The organism is Robinsoniella sp. KNHs210 (genome assembly GCF_000686105.1).
Taxonomy (GTDB): Bacteria; Bacillota; Clostridia; order Lachnospirales; family Lachnospiraceae; genus Robinsoniella; species Robinsoniella peoriensis.
The window spans coordinates 1,511,409-1,534,885 of sequence record NZ_JMLZ01000001.1 but is presented as its reverse complement, the minus strand read 5'-3'; the positions used below and the strand labels follow the sequence as shown (position 1 = coordinate 1,534,885).

Here is a 23,477-nt window from a genome sequence, read left to right as displayed (position 1 = left end):
ACAGCCTCAGTAATATCCATTTCAAGGGATATACTGTTATGCCAAACTGTATTCCTGATATAGATTTTCTCTTATATCTTTATCCGTTACCGCTTTTTTCAAATCTATGGTTCGGTTATCATTTATTAAATGTAACGTCAGCTCTGCAAACATCCGTTCTCCTTCCACCCGACCTTCCACACGCCCTTCCATTCGGCCTTCACTTCTCATATCTTCAAATGCTTTACACATATCGTATTCCTCCTTATCATTTACCTGCGCCTGTTCTATTATCTCTTCCATCTTTGAATCTTCACCCAATAAGATAAAAATTATCTCTATCGTTTCCCGAAGCAACTTACTGTATCTGATCCTGTTCTTCTCCACATGGGCTTTCATTTGGCACTTGTCATCAGCATATTTTATAATGCCAAATACTTCTCTTAAGTCTGTTTGAAAATATTCCAGATGCGCTATCCGTTTTACATCCAAAACATTTAATTTATAGTTCGGCAAATATGGAAGGAACTTCTCCAGATCACCGGACAAATGAAGCATATCGTGTAAATTCAGGCTGCCATCCCAGGGTTTTTCTCCAAAGTATACCACCAATGTAAAAACCGGATGCAGCTTATCCTTTTTCTTCATGCCTGATAAGAATTCTTCTGCAGTTCCATATTTCCCTGTTTGTTTATAGTTTCTTTGTAATTGCTTTACCTGGTCTGCATAATTCATAGCATCATACAGCATATTACGAATTACCATTGCATAATGAACATGCTCCTGGTTTTCACAGGCAAGAATTAGAAAATCTGCCCCAAGAGTTGCTTTCTTAATGATGTCACGGTTTCTACGTACTGACCTTTTAGCGGCATCCGTTTTACCCGGCAGATATTCCTGTGCTGAGTCCAGCGGAACCAAATCTTCGGCGTGTATGATTTGATTTCCGTTAAAACACGCTCCGTTATATAAGTCTGCGAAGTGTTCCGGCTTGCCCAGAAATATTTTTGCTGCGATATCTTTTTCTTGTGTCATAAATTCCTCCTATTCATTCCGAATACAAAGACACAAAAATTAATAATCAAATCTAAAGGGAAACTGTACTGAAAATGTACCAGATTAGTGATGAGCCTTAAGAATTTTTGAAGTAGAAGTGTTTTTGAAATGTATCTCTGTATTTCTTTTTTACATTATACAACACTTATATCATTATTTCAAGTTCTATTTTTATTTTTAATTGCAACATTTTCTCAATAGATTTTTTATAAATAATATGTTATATTTTGTCCGTATACAGCAATCATTCTTTCTGCGTATTTTAAAATGAATAGTCTGGTTAAAGCCTTGATCTGCTCAAAGAACAAGGAACATTCTGCACTTGTTCATTACCATACGCTCCCAAAACACAAAACGTTTTTACTTAGTTAAACCCAAATATAATATGAATAGTTGTTCCCTTATAAACTGTTCGCCTGTATTGGCGCATATGTCATCAGAAAACGCGAAAAACGAAATAGATCATGTACACTCACCCGTACATAACCTATCCCGCCTTCTTTATCATTAAATCCTCCGGCATTAAATAATTATCCCATTACTTATTCATAATCCTGCCCTTATTTCAGCGCTTATTCCTGCACCTTCTCCCACTGCCTGCTGCCCGCAGATTTTGCTACCGCTGCACAAACTTTCTCAACTCCATATCCCACGGAAAATCTGGTAGAAGGCTGCTCTCCGTTTACAATAGCACTTACAAAGTCAAACATTTCAATCGCCTTCAGCTCTCCATAGCCGATATTCATGCCCGGAATATTCCAGGTTGCATCTCCATAAAAATGCGCGGGACCCGTATAAATAGTTTTAAATCCACGCCTGTCATCGGGATCGTTTGCCCAGCAAACCTGCAGTTCATTAAGCCTCTCATAATTAAAACATACGCTGCCAAGTGTTCCATGAAGTTCCACAGTAATAAAATTGTTCCTTCCCCATGCATTTCTGGTGGCTTCAATGCTTCCCACTGCACCGCTCTTGAAACGAACCAGAAATGAGTCTTCATCATCTACATCCACCGCCTCTTTCTTTGCATTGGAATCCATCTTGACTGTTCCCAGAAGGTCCGTTCCCCCTTCCTGTACCGGCCTTTCAGTAATATAAGTCTGCATCATAGACACTACTTCATCAATATCTCCTGCCAGATACTGCGCGATATCGATTACATGGGATGCAATATCTCCCAGAGTACCTGCTCCGGCCACTTTTTTCTGAAATCTCCAGGACAACGGTGAGGAAGGATCCGCAGACCAGCTTTGCAGATAAGTACATCGTACATTCAATATCCTGCCAAGAGAACCCTCATCGATGAACTTTTTCGCAAGTACAAGGGCAGGCACCCGGCGGTACTGATACGCATTCATGCTGATAATCCCCTGTTTCGCCGCTTCTTCTGCTGCATTTGCCATTTTTTCTGCATCTTCCAAAGTAGAAGCAATAGGCTTTTCACAGATCACATGTTTCCCTGCCTTCAGAGCAGCAATGGCGATTTCTGCATGGGCATTGTTTGGCGTACAGATACTTACAACATCTATTTCCGGATCCTGAATAATTTCCCGGTAATCGGAACACCATTTTTCAAAACCAAATCTTTCTTTTGCATCCGCAGCAATTTCCGGTTCAATATCACAAATTGTTTTCATAACAGGCATTGCCGGTGCCGGCCAAAATAGTTTTGGCAAATTTGAATACCCCACTACGTGTGCTTTTCCCATAAATCCTGCTCCGATTAAACCTACATTTAATTTTTTCATTGTCATTTTCCTCTCTGTTCAATGTGTTTGAACGCTCAATTTTTATCCTTATCATTGTCAGTTCTTTTTCTTCTGCGCCAGATTACTGAGTGCAACCGCAACAACAATGATTGCCCCTTTGACAATTGTCTGCTGTGCGCTGCTAAGTCCAGCCAGAATCAATGCGTTGTTAATAAGTCCCATTAAAATAGATCCAAATAATGCACCGATTACGGATCCTGTGCCGCCTGACATAGAGGTTCCGCCCAGTACTACTGCAGCAATGACAGACATCTCGTCCCCGTCTCCATAAGAATAACGGCCTGCCTGTAGACGCGCTGCATACATGATTCCCGCAAATGCTGCAAATGCACCTGACATAATAAAAGCGGTGATCTTCACTTTTACGGTATTAATTCCACTGTACCCTGCCGAAACTTCATTACCTCCTGTCGCAAGTGTATGGCGTCCAAACGCTGTTTTGTTAAATATCAGAATGCCGATTATGTAAAATAAAACCGTCCATAAAATCAAAACCGGAATGCCGGCGATATTTCCCACTCCAAAGATAAAATTAAATCCTGTATTTTCAATGGGAACTGCCGCCGTATCCGTTATCCACATTGCGCTTCCCCTTACTACCTGCATCATACCCATCGTCGCCAAAAATGCCGGCAGACGAAGTTTTGTGATTAATATACCGTTTACCAGACCTACCAGGCATCCGAATCCAAGTCCGGCTGCCAAAGCGAGTAAAATGGAGTTGGTACTCTTCAGGATCAATGACACGATCATTGCTGTCATTGCCGCAACTGCTCCAACCGTCAAATCAATCTGTCCCGCAGCCATAACAAAGGTACAGGCAACTGCCATTACGGATATCATTGCCGTCTGCCTTAGTACGTTCAATAGGTTATTCGCACCTAAAAACCCTTTATTTCCCAGCGTTACGCTGAATACAATAAATACGGCAACAAAGATAATGTAAACCATATACTTATCCCACTGCAAATTCCCAAGTCTATTCCCCTTTTTGGATTGCATACTGTAACTCCTCCTCTGCTTTTATCTCTTTACGTTCTATTTCTCCCGTAATCCTTCCATCATACAGGATTATAATACGGTCACAGACCGCCATCAGCTCTGTCAATTCCGAGGACACGAAAATTACTCCCTTACCCTCATCAGCAAAATTACGGATCAGTTCAATAATTTCCGTCTTCGCTCCAATATCCACACCGGCTGTGGGTTCATCCAACATCATGATCTGAGGATTCATATTCAGCCATTTGGCAATTACAACTTTTTGCTGATTTCCACCGGACAGCAGATTAATTCTCTTCTGTATACCATCCGTGATAATATTCAGCTGCTCAATGTTCTTTGCAACCATTTCGTCTGCTGCTTTTTCATCAACCAGAATCTTCTTCTTTCTCAGTTTCGTTACGATGGGCAAAATAGCATTTTCCTTAACAGAATGAATCAGCACCAGCCCCTGTTTCCGCCTGTCTTCCGGGATCAGGGCAAACCCCGCTTTAACAGCATCCCTGGTACTCTTCACTTCGATTACCTTTCCATTTAACAAAACCGTACCGCTTTCTTTTTTTCTGACGCCAAACAAAGTTTCCAGGATTTCAGTCCTTCCGCTTCCCATAAGTCCGGCAAAACCCAGGATTTCACCTTTTTTAAGGGAGAAGGAAATATCCTGAAGCTTACTGTTAATATTCAGATGCTGAACCGTAAGAATATCCGCACCCTTTTTATCATATTTGCGCTCTATCCAATCGAACTTTTTATTCACACCTGCCCCGCCGATCATGTGTGCAATAATATCATCCAGGGTCAGATTACAGACTGCATCGTTATCCACATTGACACCGTCCCTTAATATGGTAATGGAATCGGCTATCTGCATAATCTCATTCATTCGATGGGAAATATATACCATGGATACCCCTTTTTCTTTCAAATCCCCTATCATCTTGAATAATTCTGCCGTCTCAGAATCAGAAAGCGCTGCTGTTGGTTCATCCAAAACCAGTATACGTGCCTGCTTGGAAACTGCTTTGGCAATTTCAATCATCTGGCTCATCCCCACGCTGAGTTTATTGACCGGAACATCAGGATCTGCAGCAATCCCCAGCTCATCCAGAACTTCCTTGGCTTTTTTATTCATATAGGCGGTATCCCGGATGCCATGTCTGGTTACTTCCTCTCCCAGAAATATATTTTCCGCCACTGTCATTGTCTGCACCAGTGACAGTTCCTGAAAAATCATGGCAATCCCGTTATCCTTCGCATCATGGGTGCTGTGAATCATTACCTGTCTGTCATCTATATAGATCTCCCCATCGTCCCTGGTGTAGACGCCTGTCATAATCTTCATCAGCGTAGATTTACCGGCACCATTCCCTCCCACCAGAGCATGTACCTCTCCTTTTGTAAGAGAGAAGTCCACCCCCTTTAGGACCGATACGGCTCCAAAGGACTTTTTTATCCCTTTTAGTTCTAATACATATTGACTCATATTGACCTCCATGTATATCACAGGCACCTTTCATGCGTCCTGTGAAAATTAACTGTTTCTGTCAAAGCGGCTTATAGCATATTTAAAAATTCATTCCCGCTATAGCCGCCGAAATGACTATTCCTTGTATGCATCCTTTAAAAAATCCGGTGCAGGTACATGATATACATCTTCATATGCCTGAAGTATATTAGAATGATCTACTCTTTTTGCCGGAACCGCCACATAAGCAGGCACTTCTTTACCCAGTAATGCATAAGCCGCCATATTAGCTTCCGCCACACCCTGATCATATGGAAGCTGTGCACCAAGACCTAAAATTTTGCCTGCTGCTATCTCTTTTGCCACATTATTTCCCAGATCAATGGTAGCCAGGAGAATATCATCCCTGCCTGCTGCACGCAATGCCGACAGCACACCTTCACAAGGGATATCCCAATGAGCAAAAATAGCCTGTATATCCGGATTCTGTGTCAGCATGGCATCCGCTACCGCATCACAGCCATTTTCATCCTGGAATCCCATTTTGGATACAATCTCTATATTGGGATATTTTTCTTTCATGGTTTTCTCAAATGCTTCCAGCCTCTGATTTGTCACAAAAAAATCCACATCATAATAGACAACACCAATTTTTCCTTCGCCATTTAATGCCTCTCCGATTAAATCTGCTGCTATTACTCCATTTCCGTAGTTATCTGCCGAAACACTTCCCACATAATTTTCCCCTGCCTTAAAACCTTTCGGCACATTATCCATAAATACCAGTTTCGTACCGGCATCGGCAACACGCTGGAAAGCATCCGCAGTCGCTGTGGCATCTGTTGGAATACTTACGAGAACATCCGGGCTTTTTGCCATAATGGTTTCAATATCAGCCACCTGTTGTTCTGCGGAGAAATTAGCATCTGTTGTAGCAACGATTTCAATACCAAGCTCTGCAAACCGCTCCGTCAAACCTTTAAGCTGTGAAGTAGACCAGTCATTTCCACCATAGTGAAAAGAAATGGCAGCTGTATATTTGCCTTCCTTCACTTTTGCAATTTCTTCCTCCGTCAGCGTCAATTCGCTGGCTGGAGTAGCACTCTCTCCGTTAGGGCCCGTGGAAAGGATTTCTCCGGCTGCGGCCGTTTTATTATCCTCTGACTGTATAGAAGATCCTGCGGCTGTTTCCTTATTTCCCTCTGTTGTTGTCACTGTATCGGTTGTGGTGCTGCAGGCTGCCAAAGAACAAACCATAACTGCGGATAATAATACACTTAATATTTTCTTCTTCATCTTATCTTTCTACCTCGTACTTTCTGTGATTACAGTAGCTTTCCTTTTAAATATTCATAAGATGTTTCACAAGCTTCACAGGGATCTCCGGAATACCCGTCAATCTCTACGAGCCAGTCGCCCTCATACCCCTTATCCTTTAAATAGGAAATAATTTCTTCCAGATTGATGCGTCCTTTTCCTAATGGTACAAACTCACCGGCTGAATTCAAATCTTTAAGATGTACATATTTAATTCTGTCATAATACTGCTTTATCATTTGAAGGGCATCAGACCCGCCTGCTGCCAAGTGCGCAATATCCGGGCAGAAAGAAATATCCGTTAAGGAAAATAATTTATGGATCTGATCCGGTTTTTCCGCCAGTGAGCCCAAATGCGGATGATAGCTGGGGATTAAACCGTATTCTGAAATAATTTCAGCAGCCTGATCAATCCCTTTTGCCAATCTGGGATAATCTTCTTCCTTGATGCCCGAACCGTGTATAGATCCGCCTCCCAGTACGATATGCCTGGCTCCCAGCTGACTAGCAATGGAAGTTACCTCTTTTAATTTATACAATTCGTCTTCCAGCGCGTCCTCATAAATAAAATGGCATCCTGCGTACACGCCTAAAACAGATACACCATATTTCCTGCAGATATCCAGGAACTTACCGGGATTATCTTTGTAAGCGCGTATATTGCCCTCAAATATTTCTATGTATTGGTATCCTCTGGCTGCAATTTTAGAAATCGCATCTTCATCATCACACATTGTCACGTAACCTACATCTTTCATGCTGGTAACGCCGCCTCCATCACCTGTCAATGGACCAAAAGCATTTGTCATGTATCCTAGTTTCATAATAAACCTCTCCTTTTTCGCTAAATTTTTATTTATTTGCGCAAATTTGTTTTGTGGTTTTATATTAACTTATCTTTTGTGCATTGTCAATATTATTTCTCTTTTTTCTCTTGCTAAATCATCACTTTGTATATTTTCCTCAAATAAAGTATCGAAAATAGGGGGATCCCACCTTTATTTTTGTGTATTTTTATTATCTCCCCTGTTATTCCTTTTCTCTTATTTTTCTGAACCATCTATTTTTTCTATGATTAACTGGTTTTTATCATTGACAAAGAGAGGTATTTCGGTTTATGATGGATTTGTAGTAAAATTTGCGCAAATATTTTTTTTGTATGGTCACTGATCACAAGATTCTCTTCGTGGAATCTCAATGAATACTCCCATTTAAAAGAAAGGATTACTGCTATGAAATTAGGATTTGTAACTGCTATATTAGATCAGGAAGATTTTAAAGAAGTGGTAGACACTGCTGTTTCCATTGGTTATGAATGCCTGGAAGTTGCCTGCTGGCCTGTGGAAAAAGCATCCAGGCGCTACGCCGGCGTAACCCATATTGATATCGAAAATCTGAACGAAAGAAAAATCCAGGAAATCAAAGCTTACTGTACCGAAAAAAACATAGAAATCTCCGCCCTGGCTTATTATCCCAATATGCTTACGGAAAATCCAGAAAAAAGAAACTGCTATATTAAACATTTAAAAAATATGATTTGTGCCGCACCCAGACTCGGCGTACCTATGATTACAACTTTTATCGGAAGAATGCAGACAAAGACTATAGAAGAAAATCTTACTGAATTTCAGAAGGTTTGGAAGCCAATTATAGAGCTGGCTGAAAAACACGACGTGAAAATAGCAATTGAGAACTGCCCCATGCTTTTTGGTCCTGATGAATGGCCGGGCGGACAGAATCTCATGACTACTCCTGCAATCTGGCGGAAAGTATTTTCTCTGATACCCAGCAGACATTTTGGACTTAATTACGATCCCTCACACTTTATCTGGCAGGGTATTGATTATCTGAGACCGCTTTATGAATTCCGGGAGAAAATTTTTCATGTACATTATAAAGACATTAAAATCTATCCGGAGAAATTAAAGGATACAGGTATTATGGCATACCCTCTTGAATATATGTCACCAAAGCTTCCCGGGCTTGGGGATGTGGACTGGGGTAAATATGTATCTGCTCTGACCGACATAGGATATGACGGCTGTTCCTGCATCGAAATTGAAGACAAAGCATTTGAAGGATCAAAGGAAAAAATCATCGATTCCCTGAAACTTAGTTACCGCTATATGCGTCAGTTCATCATTTAAGGAGGACGATCTATGAAAACTTTAAATATCGGATTAATCGGAGCAGGCTTTATGGCAAAAGCCCACTCTGTAGCTTATGCCGGAATGCCTATGTTCTTCTGGCCTGCACCTGCTATCCCTTTCAAAAAAACGATAGCAGACATCAATGAAGCTGCTGCCCGTGACGCAGCAGAAAAATTTGCATTTGCATCCTATACTACTGACTGGCACGATATCATCAATGACCCGGATATTGATGTGGTGGATATCTGCACACCCAACAATGTGCATGCTGAAATCGCAATCGCTGCTGCCCGATCCGGAAAACATATTCTCTGTGAAAAACCCCTGTCACTGACCACCAGCCAGGCTAAAGAAATGTATCTTGCAGCGAAAAATAATCACGTAAAAACCATGGTCGCATTTAATTATCGAAGAACTCCTGCGGTACAGCTGGCTAAAAAATATATTGAAGAAGGAGCAATTGGTAAAATTTTAGATTTCCGTGGCACCTACCTGCAGGACTGGTCAGCTGATCCGGATTCACCTCTTTCCTGGCGCTTTCAAAAAGACATCTGTGGCAGCGGTACCTTAGGTGATATCGGAACCCATGTTGTAGATATGCTCCGGTATCTCGTTGGAGAATTTACCAGTGTGAATGCCAGGACTGCTACCTACATTCCTGAACGACCGGTACAATCCGGTATGTCTGACAGCCTCGGCAATACAAAAGGAGGTGCAGACAGCATCCGTCAGTCAGTAGATGTAGATGACCAATGCTGTTTTATGGCTGAGTGTGCCAATGGTGCATTTGGTACGATCGAAGCCACCAGAAATGCCTGGGGTAGGAATAATTATATTACATTTGAAATACACGGCTCTGAAGGATCTATCTGCTTTAATTATGAACGGAGAGACGAACTTCAGGTATGCTTTGCTAAGGACGGGGATGACAGACGTGGTTTCCGCACTGTTTACACGGGCCCCTGCCATCCCTATGGCGAAGGATTGTGGCCAATTCCGGCACTTGGCATTGGTTATACGGAAACAAAAATTATAGAATGTTATGATTTTTGCAAAGCCATCATGCAGGACCAGGAAGTCAGCCCTAATTTCCGGGATGGCTACGCCATTGAGCTGATCTCAGACGCCATATTAGAATCAGCTAAGACAAGGCTATGGACGAAGGTAAAAGAGGTAGCGGAAAATTAAATAGCCAGGGTACTGTTTTTTAAGCAGTACCCTGGCTTAATTCTTATATTTCAGTTAAAGACACCCGCGCTTCATACGGTCTCATCTGCATTATATTTTCATAACCCTGCGCAAATTACTCATGCAATCCTCCTCTCCCTTTTCTATACTGTCTCATATACCAATTCTAAAAGGAGATTTTATTATGAGTATTTTGTTATCTGCAAATGAAGTTACGAAGATATACCAGAAAAACCAACGTCCGGGGCTGGACCATATTTCATTCCAGGCTGAATCCGGAGAATTTATCGGTATTATGGGAGCGTCAGGATCTGGAAAAACCACTTTATTAAACGTATTATCCACAATAGACACTCCTACAAGCGGAGAGATCATCATCAATGGTATTCTTTTAAACAGTTTATCAGACCGGAAATCCGCTGATTTCCGCCGGGATCATTTAGGCTTTATTTTTCAGGAATACTTTTTATTGGACAGTCTCACGATCAGGGAAAATATAGCAGTTCCGCTGACCCTGAAGAAAATGTCCCCTGGGGAAATCGAAAGCAATGTCCTCAGGCTTGCCAAACGGTTTGGCATTGCTTCCCAGCTTGACAAATATCCAGGTGAGCTTTCTGGCGGGCAGAGACAGCGTGCCGCAGCCGCCAGGGCTGTTATTAAAAATCCAAGCATATTATTTGCCGATGAACCCACCGGTGCCTTAGACTCCGGTTCCGCAGCAGAGCTTCTGGATACTCTGTACGAAGCAAACAAAGATCTGGGAACCACGATCTTAATGGTAACCCACGATGCATTTGCTGCAAGTTATGCAAAACGAATCCTCTTTTTTAAAGATGGCTGCATACTGAAAACACTTTGGAATCATGGCATCAGCCGAAATGACTTCTATGGAACCATCATGGAAGAAACCACCCGGATAAATCATGCATGACAGGAGAACCTTATGAATATTATTTTGATAGCTATAAAAAATCTGAAAAAGAACTTTTCCTTTTACACACTATATCTGATATCAGCATCTTTAGTAATAACGATCTTTTTTGCTTTTACCTCTTTTTCTATGAATGACGTAATGCTGGAAAAAATCTCTTCTGATGGAAGAGTGGAAATGATGTGCCGTACGGTTTCTGTTTTTCTTATGGCATTTGTTGTCTTCTACATGACTTACTCTAATGGATTTTTTCTGCGTCGAAGGACCAGAGAGCTTGGCATCTATGCATTGCTGGGATACCGAAAATCAGCTATCATGCGCCTGTTAGCCCTGGAGAACTTTTTTATTTGTACGGCTTCACTGATCATCGGCGTTCTGGCCGGCGGATTCTTGCACAAAGGTGTCGTTGCCTTTATTACTGCACTTTTGAATCTGTCTTTATCAGATGAAAAAATGATACTTTTTAACCCTGGGGCTATAGTCCAGACAGCTATATTTGTCCTCGCCGTTATTTCTGCAATGTTTCTTTCAAATGGAAAAGTAATCCGGCAGACTTCACTTTTGAACCTGATACGCCTGGAGAAACATGCAGAAAAGAATATGAAAACCCGGATCGTTCCTTCCATTTTGGGACTTTTGATGATTTTATCCGGATACTTTTTAGCATTAAATATTTTACAGGGAAAAGATTCCCTGTGGATTACTGCCGGATTCACTCCAATCGGTATGCTGACCCTCTTGCTTGTAACATTCGGAACCATATTTTTTATCAATTCTTTCCTGCCCTGCTTTATGTCTCTTACCAGGCGCAGCAAACGCTTTTATACGGAAGTGCGCATTATTACTATCCCGAATTTTATTTACCGTATTCGAAGCAATGCCAGAACCATCATAATGCTGACTCTTTTTTCCGCCGCTACCCTGACTATTACGGGAGTGATGGCACTTACATTATACTATCCCATTGCAGCTGTTTCCCGCATTGCACCTTCCGAGATTGAATTCCGGGTGGAAAATACGGAGCAGATCCCGGCAGTCAAACACATCCTTGCGGAAAGTCAGTCCCTTGAATCAAATCAGACCCTTGCGACAAATTACTCCCTTGAATCAAATCACTCCCTTCTGGACAATATGGATTCTTCCGGCGTTACACATACACTTACAGACATTATAAAAGTAACCTCCGACGCCAGCGTACTTCCCATAGAATATCAGATTGGCAGTGCAAAAGGAGATGCAAATAACGAAAAACTCACAAGAGTGCCCGGATTTGAATGTATTTCTGCATCCTCTTATGAGCAGTTAATGACTGCCCAGGGCAGATCTGATTCTCTGGAAGGTTTACTTCCTCTTACAGAAACCCAGTGCATCCTGGTGAAATACGAACCCAATGCAGATGGTTCCGATGAAACCGGCTGCGTATATCCGCTGCTCACCGATAAAGGCCCCCTGAATCTGAAAGTGAAAAGTACTACCCTGGCCAATCCCATTTCTTTTGCCAACAGTATCGGCACTTTGATTATCAGCGATGAAGCTTATAACCGGCTTGTTAAGATGACATATCCCAGGACTACTGTGTTAAGCCTAAATGGTCCGGGATTAAAAAATAATGAGTCTATCTATACAGCCATGGAAAAAATCACAGATAACAGCCCTTATCTTCAGGGTAATTCCCATCGGATTCAAGAATTACTTACCCTGAACAGCTCAACTTTTCTTCTGATCGGATTTCTGGTGGTTTTATTTTTCATCGCTACAGGAAGCATTTTGTACTTTAATAACGTCTCAGCCATAACTGATTCCAGAGAAGACTTGGATATTTTAAAGAAAATGGGCTACAGCAGCAAAAAAATTAAGATAATAATCAGAAATCAGGTGTTCACTTTTTTTAGCATCCCTTTTATAATTGGATTAACAGACAGTTTATTTGCTCTGCTTGTTTATAAGCGGGGATTGATGCAGAATTTATTGGGAGATACACTGATTCAATATTTACCTGTTGCAGTCTCCGTAGGAGTGACTGCCGCCATATACCTGATTTACTATATGATCACCAAAAGAACGTGCTATAAGATTATTTTCAGCAGTTCTGTGCATCATGCTCCCCAAAGTCCTAATTAAAATTGTTTCGTTTGATACTGTTTTAATCTGCTCTGGAGCGTGTCTGAATATAAAAATGGAGATATAAAGAATGAAACCTAGAAAAATCAAATTGCTGTTTTTAGCAAATCACCTGATTACCATGTTATATATCGCAAACATTACCGGGCCGGGCCGATTATCCGAGTCCACAAGCTTAGTTCCATATCTTATTTCAACGCTGATACTGCTTGATATCTCCTATATTGTTACCTGCAACCTTAAAAATAACAAGATGCTGAATCTGTTCTGTGGATTGCTTGCTTTAAATTGCTGGTACATTGTGTTTACACTGGACCCTTCCCGGGCAGGCGCTGTGGCACTGACCGCTTTGGGTCCTGTTATTCTATGCGCTTCAGCCAGATTTACTCTGGTATTCTTTTTTCAGGATACCGGATATCAATATAAACGTTTTACCGGAATACTGATGTTTTTTACCTGTATTGGATCCATTATCGGGCTTTTTATCTCTCCCCGGGTATTTGCATTTATGTTCGGAATTCAATTTCTCATCACTGTTTTTTGTTTTTTCCTGATCCTGATCAAGCATCACAAGCGGATGGGTTTTGTCTGGAAAAATGAGCGTAAATCTATACTTACCTCGTTTTTCCTGATCTTTGGAAGTTTTGCATTATACTGCATCCTCACGGCTAAGGTGCCGGGGCATCTTGAGAATTTTGGTGTTTACCTGATTGTACTTCTGTTCTTTTTTAACATTCATGCCATATCGTTTAAAAAGTCGAAAAGTACTCCTTTATCATCTGTATTTCATAAAAAACAGGCATGGATTATGTTCTTGTTTTTTGCTTTAGCCGTTATACTCATTTCCTATTTATTGAAATTCAGCTTCCGGGGATATTTTCTTATCATTAATCTGTTCATCTGGCTGGTATTTTTGTGTAATATTATGCTGGAGCAGAATTTCCGTATACAGAAGTTTTCCTTTCTCCATCCCGGTTCCTACAATAAAGTACTGGAACAGATTCGGCGGGAAGAACAGTTAAAAGCTGATTTCTCCAACTACCTTCATGATGAGGTGCTGCAGGATGTCTTATCCCTTAAGAATCTGATGAGTAAATCCGGTGATCCAAAAGTGCAGAAGCTCATTTTAAGTACTCTGGATGAACTAAACGGAAATATCCGGAAACAAATGCAGGACTATCATCCGGCGCTCGTAAAGTCATTGACTTTGAAGGAAAATTATCAGAACCTGATCGAAGAAACGGGCAGGTCATTTCCTTACCGTACCATTATCACCACCTTTACATGCCCGGACGATTTATTTTTAGTCGAACCCTATCACCTGATCATATACCGATTTATAAAAGAGCTTGCCACCAATGTATATAAGCATTCCAAAGGAAACTATATGTGGGTTACATTGTCCCAGGACAAAGGAACTATTCATCTGTGTGTCAGTGACAACGGCACTTCCTGCGCAGATACCATTTTGCTTTCTCCCACATCCGATCACAAAGGGATCTCCTCCATTCAGGAACAGACACTTTCCTTGTGCGGTGAAATGAAGATTCAGGATAACACTCCCCGGGGGATATCGGTTCATATAACCATGCCTATGAAAGGAGAACATTCTTATGAAAGTTTTGTTAGTCGATGACCATATCCTGTTTGCCAAAAGCCTTGAAATCGCCTTAGAAGGCCAGGATGGCATAGAGTCCTTTTCATCTATCCGGGATACCAGACATATCCGGGATGATATTATACGGCTGAATCCGGATATCATCCTTATGGATATCAATCTGAACCATCTCAGCAGTGAAGACGGACTGTCACTTTCCAGGCGCATTTTAAAAGAATTTCCACAGCAGAAACTGGTGATGCTCTCCGGGTATGATCTGCCTGTTTACCGGAGAGAAGCACGTAAATTAGGTGCAAAAGGATTTATCAGCAAAACGGTTTCTCCGGATGAACTGCTGCGTATACTCCAGATCATTACTTTGGGAAATACTTATTTTCCAAATACAGATTCTTATATCGAGGAATTGACCGACAGCGAAAAAGAGGTGCTTCAACTGATGGCAGAAGGCTTGAAACGAAAAGAGATAGCATACCATCTTTTTATAAGTGAACGTACCGTTTCCAATCATTTGCAGCATATATTTGATAAATTACAGGTCTCCTCTTCTGTGGAGGCAATTGCAAAGGGGCTGCAGCACGGATATATTCCTCCTGTTTGAAACCAGAAAGCGTCAGATATTGGGATTTGCCCGATCTCTGACGCTTTCTCAATTATTACTGCTTTTTATTTGGTATCTGTTATTATTCCCACAGGCGTATTACCGCTGCAATTGCGAAAATGCAAAGGGGTTACCCCCATTTTCTGTTTAAACTGCCGCGAGAAAAATATACTGCTCTGGTACCCGCAGAGCTCTGCAATTTCACTCATGGATTTATTACTGTATTTTAACAGTTCCCCGGCCTTTTTCAGGCGCAGATCAATCAGATAATTTTTAAGGCTCATTCCGGTGGAGGCAGTTAATATCCGGTTAATCGTGCTTTTATGGCAGGCGAAAACAGCAGATAATTCCTGATGAGTGATACCCTCCTGCATATGTTCCACAATATAATCCAGGATCTGGCCCTTCATCTGATCCTGCTCCTGACCTCCCATAACCTGTGACTGAAGCAGTTTCATAACCAGAGATCCTAACAGGCTGCTGCAAATCTGGCTGGAATACATACGCCCGATGTGATACTCCTTTACCATTTGCTGAATCGTTTCCACTAAAAAACTATTTTTCAGAATATTCGTCTTATGACAAAGTCCTGCCAGTGCCATTCTGTTTTCCGGCGATTGATCCTGCAATACAAATTCGATACCGGATAATAAAAAGGGATCTTCCACATCCGCTAAAATTGTATTTCCCACACCCGGGGGCACATAAAATAAGTCCCCCATAATTGCAGGACAGGTTTTATTTCCTATGACATACCGCCCTTTTCCTCTGTGAACATAGAGCATATAATGGTAATCAAATACCCTGCGTGATGTTTCAAACCCGCTGTCACACTGATATAGATTAATTACATTCATTTTCAGCTTCATTTCTAACCTCCCATGTTTTATATATATGAGTCATTTCTTTTATTTTTTGGTCTTTTACTGCATTGTAACTGATTCGATTCTATTATATCATAATTTCATAAAAAGAAATACAAAGGAGTGTGCTTATGTATAAAATTCAAAAAGGAAAAGAATCCATGACCGCTAAGGAAAGAGTAAAACGCACTTTTCAATATGAAAAAACAGACCGGGTTACCATCGGATACGATGCAAACCCTGCAGTTCATGAAAGATTAAAAAAGGCTCTGGGCATTGACGGATGCGATGACGAAACCCTTCTCCAGATATTAGGTGTAGACTACCGTCCCATCCAGGCACCCTATACCGGACCCGAATTATTCTCTGTCCCAGACAACAGAAGGGTCGACCAACTGGAAGGCAGCATCATGCGCTGGGTGGAACATGACACCGGCGGATATTGGGATTTCTGTGATTTTCCATTAAAAGATGCCTGTGATGAAGCTTTTGAGAATTTTCCGGTACCGGATCCGGATTGTTTTGATTATGAGGCGGCATGTGAGCTGGCAAAATCTTACGGTAATCAATTTGCACTGTTCACAGGACATGCCGGTATGCCGGATATCATTAATTCTAACGGCCGCATTATGGGCGTAGAAGATATCCTCTGCCATCTGCTGGACCAAGACGAAGCTGCCATGTCACTGATCCGCCGACGTGCTGATTTTCAGTTAAAAATGTTAGACCGTCTGCTCCATGCATGTAAGGGGCAGATTGACTTTCTCTGGATGGGTGAAGATCTGGGAACACAGATCGGCCCTATGATCAGCCTGGAACTTTACCGGGAAGTATTAAAACCAATCCACAGGCAATTTGCGGACCTGGCTGACTCCTACCACATTCCCTCCCTGATTCATACCTGTGGATCATCAAGCTGGGTATATGAAGATTTTGTAGAAATCGGAATCAAAGGAGTGGATACCCTGCAGCCCGAAGCCGTAAATATGTCTCCCCAATATTTAAAGGAACATTTTGGAGGCAGGCTTAATTTCAGAGGATGTATCTCCACCGCCGGCCCCCTTGCTTATGGGTCCTGTGAGGATGTAACAAACGTCTGCAAAGAAACCCTGGATATTATGATGGGATGCAGAGGATATCATTTTGCCCCCACACATGCCATCCAGGATAATACACCCGTAGAGAATATCATTGCCATGTACCAGGCTGCACATGATTATGGGTATTATAAATAAGGCTATTTCTAATCCATACCGGTTAAAGAAAGAGCCTCAGACTCAAGAAGAAATTTCTTCATAGTCTGCGGCTCTGTCACTTGTGTCACTTTTTTACACAAATAAAGCAGTGCCTGTATGAAGCACTGCTTAACCTTACTTGAAACGTTACTTAAAGTTTTCCGGGCACCATCTCTATCTACAAAGCGTCCCTTACTCAGACAAACCTAATTATAAGATGCAATGTAGTACTAATCCGTAATCATCATCATAATATCTTCGATGGATTTTCCGCTTTCCTGGATCATATCATAGAGATAACCCAGCGCTTCTTCTCTCTTCTTGCCTTCCAGTTCTTCTCTTTTACTCAAAAGTTCATCCAGTTTCGCCTGCGCTTTTTCAATCTGTCCATCCAATACTTCGATTTGATCATCAATTGATTTTCTTTGTCCTCTTGCCATAGTATTATCCTCCTCAAATTCACTTATTTATTCTATATGAATATATTAGTTCCAAATGAGGATTTTGTCTAGTATTTTTACTGAAAACTCATACAAATTTATTGCCTTTTTTATTATTCTTGGTTCAAAATATCTAATTCTACAAAATCTCCTAAATTTCCTATCTTCTGGGTAATTTTTTCTCTCGCTGCTTTACTGAACGCTTCTTTACTGTCATAGTCTCCGCCTACTGCTTCCATCAGAGCATTGCTGATCTTCTGTTTTATTTCGGACATATCTGACCCGTACTTTATAAGCTCCCAAACATCCCGGCCATTTACATACGCCTTTACCAGCCAGGGCGGCGTCCCTCCTGTCATGGGGCTGACCGGAATTTTCTCATTGGGATCTATCAATGCCAGATCCTCGTTATTCATTCGGATTGCCATTTTATCATTGCGGATATCCATACCTTCCTGCTCATACAAGGCAGCAACCAGACGATAGGTTATCCCTTCATCATCCACATTTGCATTCACCTCTTTATAACCCTCGGGTACTTTTACCGGATCAGAATCTGTATCCGGATATGCTTCTGATTGGATACCACCCATTATATCAGAGACGATTGCGATACCTCCTGATATGGATTGGTACGGAAAAATATCTGCTCCCTCTTTGTCCTGTGCAAGTGCCATAACAGATCCGGAGCACAGTACCAGACTGCATAAAACAGCGACTGGCAGTATTCCTTTCTTCTTGGGCAGATGTTCTGTAGTCTCACGGATACGTTCTTTCATATGAACTAAATTCCCCGATAGGCGAAAACCTACCGACACGGGATATTTTTTGACCGGTGTCCTTGCCGCACCAATAAGAATCGACGCATATTGAAACCGCAGTCCTTTATCTGCCTGATTTAAAACAAGTGTATCACATGCAAGTTCACATTGATGCATATATTCCCTGCATATCCAACGAACGGCAGGATTGAACCAATGTAAGGCTGATGCCAGAGCCGCAATTGTTCTCCCCCACAGATCCCATCTCATATAATGTGCCAGTTCATGGCGTAAAATCAAAATTGTTTCCAATTCGGTATAGTTTTTCTCCGGTACCAGAATAACAGGGTGAATAAGACCGGTAAGCAAAGCCGTTTCCACAAAAGGACAACGGTATATCTTCCGGCATTTTTTTATACCAAGGGGCCTGCCTGCTGCTTCCAGGCATTTATCCATCCATGGATCGTTAATTTCCTGGCACCATCTGCGTTGCATGTTCCGAAAAGAAACCCATTTCCCAAGCCCCCGGACTGTCACCACCATCACTCCTGATATCCAGACCACAACGATTCCCCAGAACAGAAGCACCCCATAATCCAAAGATGAACCGGTCTGAGTTGTGACTCCCCCAGATGTATAGTTTTCTTTTTCTGCCCCCCGATCCTGCGTAAAAGCTTCTGCAGACTTAAATACGGATGTACTCTGTAAAAATTCCGGCGCTTTTACTTCCACCATGGGAGTAAATACAACAGGCTTCATAGGAAATAACAATCCGGTGATTAAAACCATCCATAAAAGTGCCCGCCCGGAAGGAGCTACCCACTGCAGCAGGTCATTACGCAATACAATTAATAATATCCCCGCTGCTGCAGTCATTAAAACAGAAGAAATGATAAGAGAAATTAATAAATCAAACATCCGGTAAGTTTCACCTCTTTTCCAAATCGGCCAGCCATGCCTCCAGTTCCCCAATACTGTTGTCATCAAGCTTTCCCCCATCATACAGCGATGCCATCAAGCTGCTGATAGAATTACTGTGATGGGTTTCTACAAAGTTCTGGGTTTCAAATGCCAGATATTCGTCTCTTTGAATCTGGGTCCAGTATATCCGCTCCCTGCCTCTTTTCTCACTTCTTAGAAACCCCCGTTCTGTCAGTCGGATCAACAGGCTGATCAGCGTCTGTGCCTTCCAGCCTTTTTCCTCCATTCTTTCCATTAGCATGGGAGCCGTGACCGGCTGTTCACATTCCCACACCTGTTTCATAACTTCAAATTCCGCATCCGGTAATTTTTTCATGTCTGTATCCTCCTAACCAACTCGATAAAGCATCATCTGTATCAATCCCAGCACCAGAAGATGTCCGGGATAAAATCCGTAAAAGAAATATTGAAATGCTTTGGATTGTTTTCCTTTTTCTCCATTGTACTTTAAAGTTAGCAAAACCGCAAGACAATGCCCTGCTATGTACATTCCGATTGTAGTAACCATCCGGATATCAAAATCAAATAGAAAACTTTGGAAACGCCAAAGCTGAAGTCCTGCTGCTAGCAGAACGCCGATAGTACCCCGTTTTGCTTTGCTCAAATTCCTGCTGTAATAGAAGAAAAACACATATGCAACACACTGGTAAGAATATTCCAGATCCAGTTTTACTGTAACCCATGTAAGGAACAGAACCACCATTGCGGCAATTACCGGCCTGGATTTTAGGCGCCGGCTGCACCAGAGAGCGAATAAAGCCACTGCCATAGTGAACATAATGTTAAACCGCATTTCGGTTATTGGTATCAGATGGCCTTCACCAAATAACGTATATGGTATTTGAGCAAGCACACCGAAAAACAGGAGCCTTCCGATATATTTTCTTACATCTTTCGTGTGTTGAAATCCATTTGCCAGCAGAAAGAAAAACAGGACTGCCGCCATTCTGCCGATGATTCCCACTGAATAAGCCAGTGCCTGAATACATCTAATTGCTATTCCCTCTATTGCCGGAAAGCTTCCAAAGAAATCATACAGGTTTCCTCTTACCACATCCCTGATACAGAAAAAATCAGGACCATAGTACTGACAGATTAAATGATCGGTCAGCATAGCAAGTACCGCAATTATTTTTATTTTTCTTGTATTTATATTTACACCTTCTTTCTTATTAGACAATTGTCTTATTTGAATTATACATTTGTCTAATAAGAATGTCAAGAAAATCTTTTCAAGTATAAAATATCATTTCTGTGTACTGTACCAGATAAGCCGTCTGACAGATACGTTCTTAGTCACGATCTGTTAAACGGCTTGAGATTAAGATAAGAAATAGAATGGAAAGATATCTTCAGAAAATAAAGTGTGAAAGAAAATTACGATACAGAAAGGATGCCACTATGCGATTCTTTCAACCTGTTTGATTGTGGCAGTATTGCAGGCTTGCCTGCAAAATGGGAATAAATATGGCTGAAAAATCATTATATCCGTGTTCAAATTCAGGCATAATATTAACGGACAGCTTAATCATAGCTGTCATACAGACTGGTAATCACCGGTATTTCCCGGGTCTGTCTATCTGTCGTGATGATCTTCTCCATACCCGGAACCAGATCAAAATAGTTGTCACTTAGCAACAAATCCTCCTGAAAACTGATTTCTACAAATTTGCAGAACTGCCCTGCGGTAATCCGGTAGGTATTTCCGTCCAGCTTTTCACAGTGAATCTCTGGCTTTTGGAAATCAAAATGTTTTGCAGGCTTAAAGATGACTGTTCCGCTTCCAATTGTTTTCTCCTCCATGGTAAAGACATATGCTGCATAATATCTGCGGTAATCTTCCTCTTGCTGCAATTCCTCCTGAAAATCTATTACTTTGATACACTCAGAATGCAGCCTTTCTACCGAACACAGAAACTCCCCTTCTTTGATAAGCCCCCGCTCCACGTGGCGCAGCTGCCACTTTAAAGTTCCCTGTACCTTCACCAGTGTCTCATTCGTAAGATGGAGTTCTACTTTTGTCCCCTCTTCACAGGCAGAGGCAAGTACCGGCTCAAAGAATCGCTTCGCTCCATATTGCAGTGCCTTCCATCTTCCGAAGCAGTCGATACTTGCCCAGGAGGCAACCGGCCAGCAGTCATTGATCTGCCAGAATAACGCCCCCATGCAGCGGCAGTCATTACGGTTTCTCCGCCAGTGCTCCACCCCATAACGAATGCCCTCCAGCTGAATCATCTGTGACAGATAAACAAAGGATGCAAAGTCTTTTGGAAATTTAAAATACTGTGCAATATAAGCATTTATCACTTCATTTCCGTTTTTACTCTTCTGATGGCCCTCCATCACATAAGAAAATATATTTCTGTCTTCCGGTAAGGTAAAGCTTTCGATTGTCTTCATGCAGGGAAAGGACTGCAATCCAAATTCAGAGTTAAAGCGGGGAAAAGTTGTCCGGAAATACGTAAATGGTTTCTGTCCATGCCAGACGTTCCAGTCATGGGTATCCCCTATATCCATATTTTCCACGTCCTGCATACTTCCGGAAGAAGACGGAGAACTGGACCAATAGAAGATATCCGGTGCTTCTTTTGAGACCAGGGCTTTCATATCCACTTCAAACTGTTGTACATACATATCTTTATACTTCTGTTCCATCGTGTCCCAGACCATCAGCTCCGTTTCATTATTTCCGCAAAGCAATGCAATACAGGGATGATGCCGCAGTCTTCTGGTAAGCTGAACTACCTCTGCCTCCATATTTGCCCGTTCATCTCCTTCCCAGATAGTAACGATATTGGCAAACATAAAATCCTGCCATACCATTATACCGGTCTGATCGCAATAATCCAGAAATGCTTCTGCGGGGTATACTCCTCCGCCCCAGATTCGAATCATGTTAAAGTTTGCTTTTATACAGCTGTCAATGAGCTGCCGTGATTTTTCTTCCCGTATTCTTCCAAACAGGCTGTCTTCCGGTATGTAGTCTGCGCCCTTTGCAAAGACTTCAACATCATTGATTACAAAATGAAATGTTTCACCAAAGCAGTCTTTTTCCTGTTTCACTGTCAGGGTACGCAGTCCTATTTTCTTTTCCAGCATATGAACGATTTCATTTTCATGCCACAGCTTTGCACATACGATATAGCGCGGCTGTTCTCCGTAATTAATGCACCACCAAAGCCGGGGATTTTCTATCATACAGGTCAGGTGTCCATCAACAGCTGCCTCTTCACAGAGCACTTCGCCCTCCGGGGATAAAATACTGATCCCGCACTTCGTATCCGGCAAAAAGGTCTCCCATTCTATATCACAAACCAATTCTACTTTTCCAAACCGGTGGTTCTGTCGTATCTGCAGTTCCTGAATCCTGCCAGCCCGGTATCCTTTGAGGGAAATCGGACGCCAGATTCCCATATCTGCAAGTTCAGGTCCCCAGTCCCATCCAAACATACAGGCTGCTTTTCTCATCTGCATTTTTGCCTGGAAGAGGTGACGGTCCAGGTCCATATAAGGATGTTTTGCTTTTATGTTCTCGATTTGTCTGTAAGGTGAGGTAAAGGATACGGTAATTTCATTTTCTCCCATTCTTAACGCTGCTTTTACCTCTGCTTCCAGCACCATATGCATATTTTCACAATGCCGCACCAATATTCCATTGATATGAATGTCTGCAATGGTATCAATCCCCTGACATTCCAGCTGGATACTGTCCATGCTTAACAATTCAGGACTCACCAGAAACCTGCGCCTGTAATCGTAATCTTTTTCGGAAACTGCTTTGGCTCCCGCTTCATGATCCCGGTAAAAGGGATCCTGTATCTCTCCTTCCCGCAGCAGATCTTCATATACGGATCCGGGTACCACTGCAGGAATCCATCTTTCTTCTCCCCTGGCTCTCATTTCCCAGGTTCCATTTAAATTTAATTCTATCATTTTGAGTTCTCCTGTTCAGATCTAACCCGCAAAGTGGGACGTGCAGATAGATGCAATGATTTTTCAGACA

Annotated in this window: 20 protein-coding genes; 7 read left to right on the top strand and 13 right to left on the bottom strand. The window is 41.9% G+C overall.

From position 1 onward, the window contains the following. Positions 1–36 precede the first annotated feature (36 nt). The 6 genes from CD03_RS0105935 to CD03_RS0105910 all read right to left on the bottom strand — a co-directional run bounded on the left by CD03_RS0105935 (position 37) and on the right by CD03_RS0105910 (position 7,412). The gene (locus CD03_RS0105935; RefSeq protein WP_027292846.1) at positions 37–1,014 is read right to left on the bottom strand and encodes an Rpn family recombination-promoting nuclease/putative transposase; all 978 of its coding nucleotides are present in this window, start codon (positions 1,012–1,014) and stop codon (positions 37–39) included. A 593-nt stretch (positions 1,015–1,607) separates the two neighbouring features. After that, entirely contained in the window at positions 1,608–2,783 is a 1,176-nt protein-coding gene (locus tag CD03_RS0105930) for a Gfo/Idh/MocA family protein (protein WP_027292845.1), read from the bottom strand. 57 nt (positions 2,784–2,840) lie between these two features. Beyond that, positions 2,841–3,806, bottom strand: a complete 966-nt coding sequence (locus CD03_RS0105925; protein ID WP_027292844.1) for an ABC transporter permease — start codon at positions 3,804–3,806, stop codon at positions 2,841–2,843. Continuing rightward, the gene (locus CD03_RS0105920) at positions 3,784–5,289 is read right to left on the bottom strand and encodes a sugar ABC transporter ATP-binding protein (RefSeq protein WP_027292843.1); all 1,506 of its coding nucleotides are present in this window, start codon (positions 5,287–5,289) and stop codon (positions 3,784–3,786) included. Before CD03_RS0105920 ends, CD03_RS0105925 begins: the two co-directional genes overlap by 23 nt. A gap of 117 nt (positions 5,290–5,406) precedes the next feature. Next, positions 5,407–6,567 carry a substrate-binding domain-containing protein gene (locus CD03_RS0105915; RefSeq protein WP_027292842.1) on the bottom strand — a complete coding sequence of 387 codons (1,161 nt, stop codon included), beginning with the start codon at positions 6,565–6,567 and terminating at the stop codon, positions 5,407–5,409. Between the two features lie 29 nt (positions 6,568–6,596). Beyond that, on the bottom strand, positions 6,597–7,412 hold the full coding sequence (locus CD03_RS0105910) for a sugar phosphate isomerase/epimerase family protein (RefSeq protein WP_027292841.1): 816 nt from the start codon (positions 7,410–7,412) through the stop codon (positions 6,597–6,599). 408 nt (positions 7,413–7,820) lie between these two features. On the opposite strand from CD03_RS0105910, the gene CD03_RS0105905 reads away from it, so the two are divergent. From CD03_RS0105905 to CD03_RS0105880, 6 genes are all read left to right on the top strand, one after another. Further along, on the top strand, positions 7,821–8,735 hold the full coding sequence (locus tag CD03_RS0105905) for a sugar phosphate isomerase/epimerase family protein (protein WP_027292840.1): 915 nt from the start codon (positions 7,821–7,823) through the stop codon (positions 8,733–8,735). A gap of 12 nt (positions 8,736–8,747) precedes the next feature. Further along, the gene (locus CD03_RS0105900; protein ID WP_027292839.1) at positions 8,748–9,926 is read left to right on the top strand and encodes a Gfo/Idh/MocA family protein; all 1,179 of its coding nucleotides are present in this window, start codon (positions 8,748–8,750) and stop codon (positions 9,924–9,926) included. 184 nt (positions 9,927–10,110) lie between these two features. Then, positions 10,111–10,857 carry an ABC transporter ATP-binding protein gene (locus tag CD03_RS0105895; RefSeq protein ID WP_027292838.1) on the top strand — a complete coding sequence of 249 codons (747 nt, stop codon included), beginning with the start codon at positions 10,111–10,113 and terminating at the stop codon, positions 10,855–10,857. A gap of 12 nt (positions 10,858–10,869) precedes the next feature. Further along, on the top strand, positions 10,870–12,978 hold the full coding sequence (locus CD03_RS32590) for an FtsX-like permease family protein (protein WP_044288934.1): 2,109 nt from the start codon (positions 10,870–10,872) through the stop codon (positions 12,976–12,978). A 70-nt stretch (positions 12,979–13,048) separates the two neighbouring features. Next, on the top strand, positions 13,049–14,614 hold the full coding sequence (locus CD03_RS0105885; RefSeq protein WP_027292837.1) for a hypothetical protein: 1,566 nt from the start codon (positions 13,049–13,051) through the stop codon (positions 14,612–14,614). Then, positions 14,592–15,194, top strand: a complete 603-nt coding sequence (locus CD03_RS0105880) for a response regulator transcription factor (protein ID WP_027292836.1) — start codon at positions 14,592–14,594, stop codon at positions 15,192–15,194. Before CD03_RS0105885 ends, CD03_RS0105880 begins: the two co-directional genes overlap by 23 nt. Before the next feature lie 65 nt (positions 15,195–15,259). Here CD03_RS0105880 and CD03_RS0105875 read toward each other — a convergent pair whose 3' ends face one another. Then, positions 15,260–16,063 carry a helix-turn-helix domain-containing protein gene (locus CD03_RS0105875; RefSeq protein ID WP_027292835.1) on the bottom strand — a complete coding sequence of 268 codons (804 nt, stop codon included), beginning with the start codon at positions 16,061–16,063 and terminating at the stop codon, positions 15,260–15,262. Positions 16,064–16,188: 125 nt separating this feature from the next. On the opposite strand from CD03_RS0105875, the gene CD03_RS0105870 reads away from it, so the two are divergent. Next, positions 16,189–17,292 carry a uroporphyrinogen decarboxylase family protein gene (locus tag CD03_RS0105870; RefSeq protein WP_027292834.1) on the top strand — a complete coding sequence of 368 codons (1,104 nt, stop codon included), beginning with the start codon at positions 16,189–16,191 and terminating at the stop codon, positions 17,290–17,292. Positions 17,293–17,522: 230 nt separating this feature from the next. Here CD03_RS0105870 and CD03_RS0105865 read toward each other — a convergent pair whose 3' ends face one another. The 6 genes from CD03_RS0105865 to CD03_RS0105845 form a co-directional block, all read right to left on the bottom strand. Then, on the bottom strand, positions 17,523–17,732 hold the full coding sequence (locus CD03_RS0105865; protein WP_027292833.1) for a hypothetical protein: 210 nt from the start codon (positions 17,730–17,732) through the stop codon (positions 17,523–17,525). Between the two features lie 113 nt (positions 17,733–17,845). Then, positions 17,846–19,477 (bottom strand): M56 family metallopeptidase, encoded by a 1,632-nt coding sequence (locus tag CD03_RS0105860; protein WP_197041632.1) that lies wholly within the window; start codon positions 19,475–19,477, stop codon positions 17,846–17,848. After that, entirely contained in the window at positions 19,422–19,790 is a 369-nt protein-coding gene (locus CD03_RS0105855) for a BlaI/MecI/CopY family transcriptional regulator (RefSeq protein WP_027292831.1), read from the bottom strand. Before CD03_RS0105855 ends, CD03_RS0105860 begins: the two co-directional genes overlap by 56 nt. A gap of 12 nt (positions 19,791–19,802) precedes the next feature. Then, positions 19,803–20,654 carry a TraX family protein gene (locus CD03_RS0105850; RefSeq protein ID WP_027292830.1) on the bottom strand — a complete coding sequence of 284 codons (852 nt, stop codon included), beginning with the start codon at positions 20,652–20,654 and terminating at the stop codon, positions 19,803–19,805. Between the two features lie 232 nt (positions 20,655–20,886). Then, positions 20,887–21,015 (bottom strand): hypothetical protein, encoded by a 129-nt coding sequence (locus CD03_RS38810; RefSeq protein WP_255348066.1) that lies wholly within the window; start codon positions 21,013–21,015, stop codon positions 20,887–20,889. Then, the gene (locus tag CD03_RS0105845) at positions 20,999–23,407 is read right to left on the bottom strand and encodes a beta-mannosidase (RefSeq protein WP_027292829.1); all 2,409 of its coding nucleotides are present in this window, start codon (positions 23,405–23,407) and stop codon (positions 20,999–21,001) included. Before CD03_RS0105845 ends, CD03_RS38810 begins: the two co-directional genes overlap by 17 nt. Positions 23,408–23,477 lie beyond the last annotated feature (70 nt).

What these genes read in the sequence shown, in the direction of transcription:
- CD03_RS0105935 (WP_027292846.1), bottom strand. Translation starts at nt 1,014, where the DNA reads ATGACACAAGAAAAAGATATCGCAGCAAAAATATTTCTGGGCAAGCCG.
- CD03_RS0105930 (WP_027292845.1), bottom strand. Translation starts at nt 2,783, where the DNA reads ATGAAAAAATTAAATGTAGGTTTAATCGGAGCAGGATTTATGGGAAAA.
- CD03_RS0105925 (WP_027292844.1), bottom strand. Translation starts at nt 3,806, where the DNA reads ATGCAATCCAAAAAGGGGAATAGACTTGGGAATTTGCAGTGGGATAAG.
- CD03_RS0105920 (WP_027292843.1), bottom strand. Translation starts at nt 5,289, where the DNA reads ATGAGTCAATATGTATTAGAACTAAAAGGGATAAAAAAGTCCTTTGGA.
- CD03_RS0105915 (WP_027292842.1), bottom strand. Translation starts at nt 6,567, where the DNA reads ATGAAGAAGAAAATATTAAGTGTATTATTATCCGCAGTTATGGTTTGT.
- CD03_RS0105910 (WP_027292841.1), bottom strand. Translation starts at nt 7,412, where the DNA reads ATGAAACTAGGATACATGACAAATGCTTTTGGTCCATTGACAGGTGAT.
- CD03_RS0105905 (WP_027292840.1), top strand. Translation starts at nt 7,821, where the DNA reads ATGAAATTAGGATTTGTAACTGCTATATTAGATCAGGAAGATTTTAAA.
- CD03_RS0105900 (WP_027292839.1), top strand. Translation starts at nt 8,748, where the DNA reads ATGAAAACTTTAAATATCGGATTAATCGGAGCAGGCTTTATGGCAAAA.
- CD03_RS0105895 (WP_027292838.1), top strand. Translation starts at nt 10,111, where the DNA reads ATGAGTATTTTGTTATCTGCAAATGAAGTTACGAAGATATACCAGAAA.
- CD03_RS32590 (WP_044288934.1), top strand. Translation starts at nt 10,870, where the DNA reads ATGAATATTATTTTGATAGCTATAAAAAATCTGAAAAAGAACTTTTCC.
- CD03_RS0105885 (WP_027292837.1), top strand. Translation starts at nt 13,049, where the DNA reads ATGAAACCTAGAAAAATCAAATTGCTGTTTTTAGCAAATCACCTGATT.
- CD03_RS0105880 (WP_027292836.1), top strand. Translation starts at nt 14,592, where the DNA reads ATGAAAGTTTTGTTAGTCGATGACCATATCCTGTTTGCCAAAAGCCTT.
- CD03_RS0105875 (WP_027292835.1), bottom strand. Translation starts at nt 16,063, where the DNA reads ATGAAGCTGAAAATGAATGTAATTAATCTATATCAGTGTGACAGCGGG.
- CD03_RS0105870 (WP_027292834.1), top strand. Translation starts at nt 16,189, where the DNA reads ATGTATAAAATTCAAAAAGGAAAAGAATCCATGACCGCTAAGGAAAGA.
- CD03_RS0105865 (WP_027292833.1), bottom strand. Translation starts at nt 17,732, where the DNA reads ATGGCAAGAGGACAAAGAAAATCAATTGATGATCAAATCGAAGTATTG.
- CD03_RS0105860 (WP_197041632.1), bottom strand. Translation starts at nt 19,477, where the DNA reads ATGACAACAGTATTGGGGAACTGGAGGCATGGCTGGCCGATTTGGAAA.
- CD03_RS0105855 (WP_027292831.1), bottom strand. Translation starts at nt 19,790, where the DNA reads ATGAAAAAATTACCGGATGCGGAATTTGAAGTTATGAAACAGGTGTGG.
- CD03_RS38810 (WP_255348066.1), bottom strand. Translation starts at nt 21,015, where the DNA reads ATGACAGCTATGATTAAGCTGTCCGTTAATATTATGCCTGAATTTGAA.
- CD03_RS0105845 (WP_027292829.1), bottom strand. Translation starts at nt 23,407, where the DNA reads ATGATAGAATTAAATTTAAATGGAACCTGGGAAATGAGAGCCAGGGGA.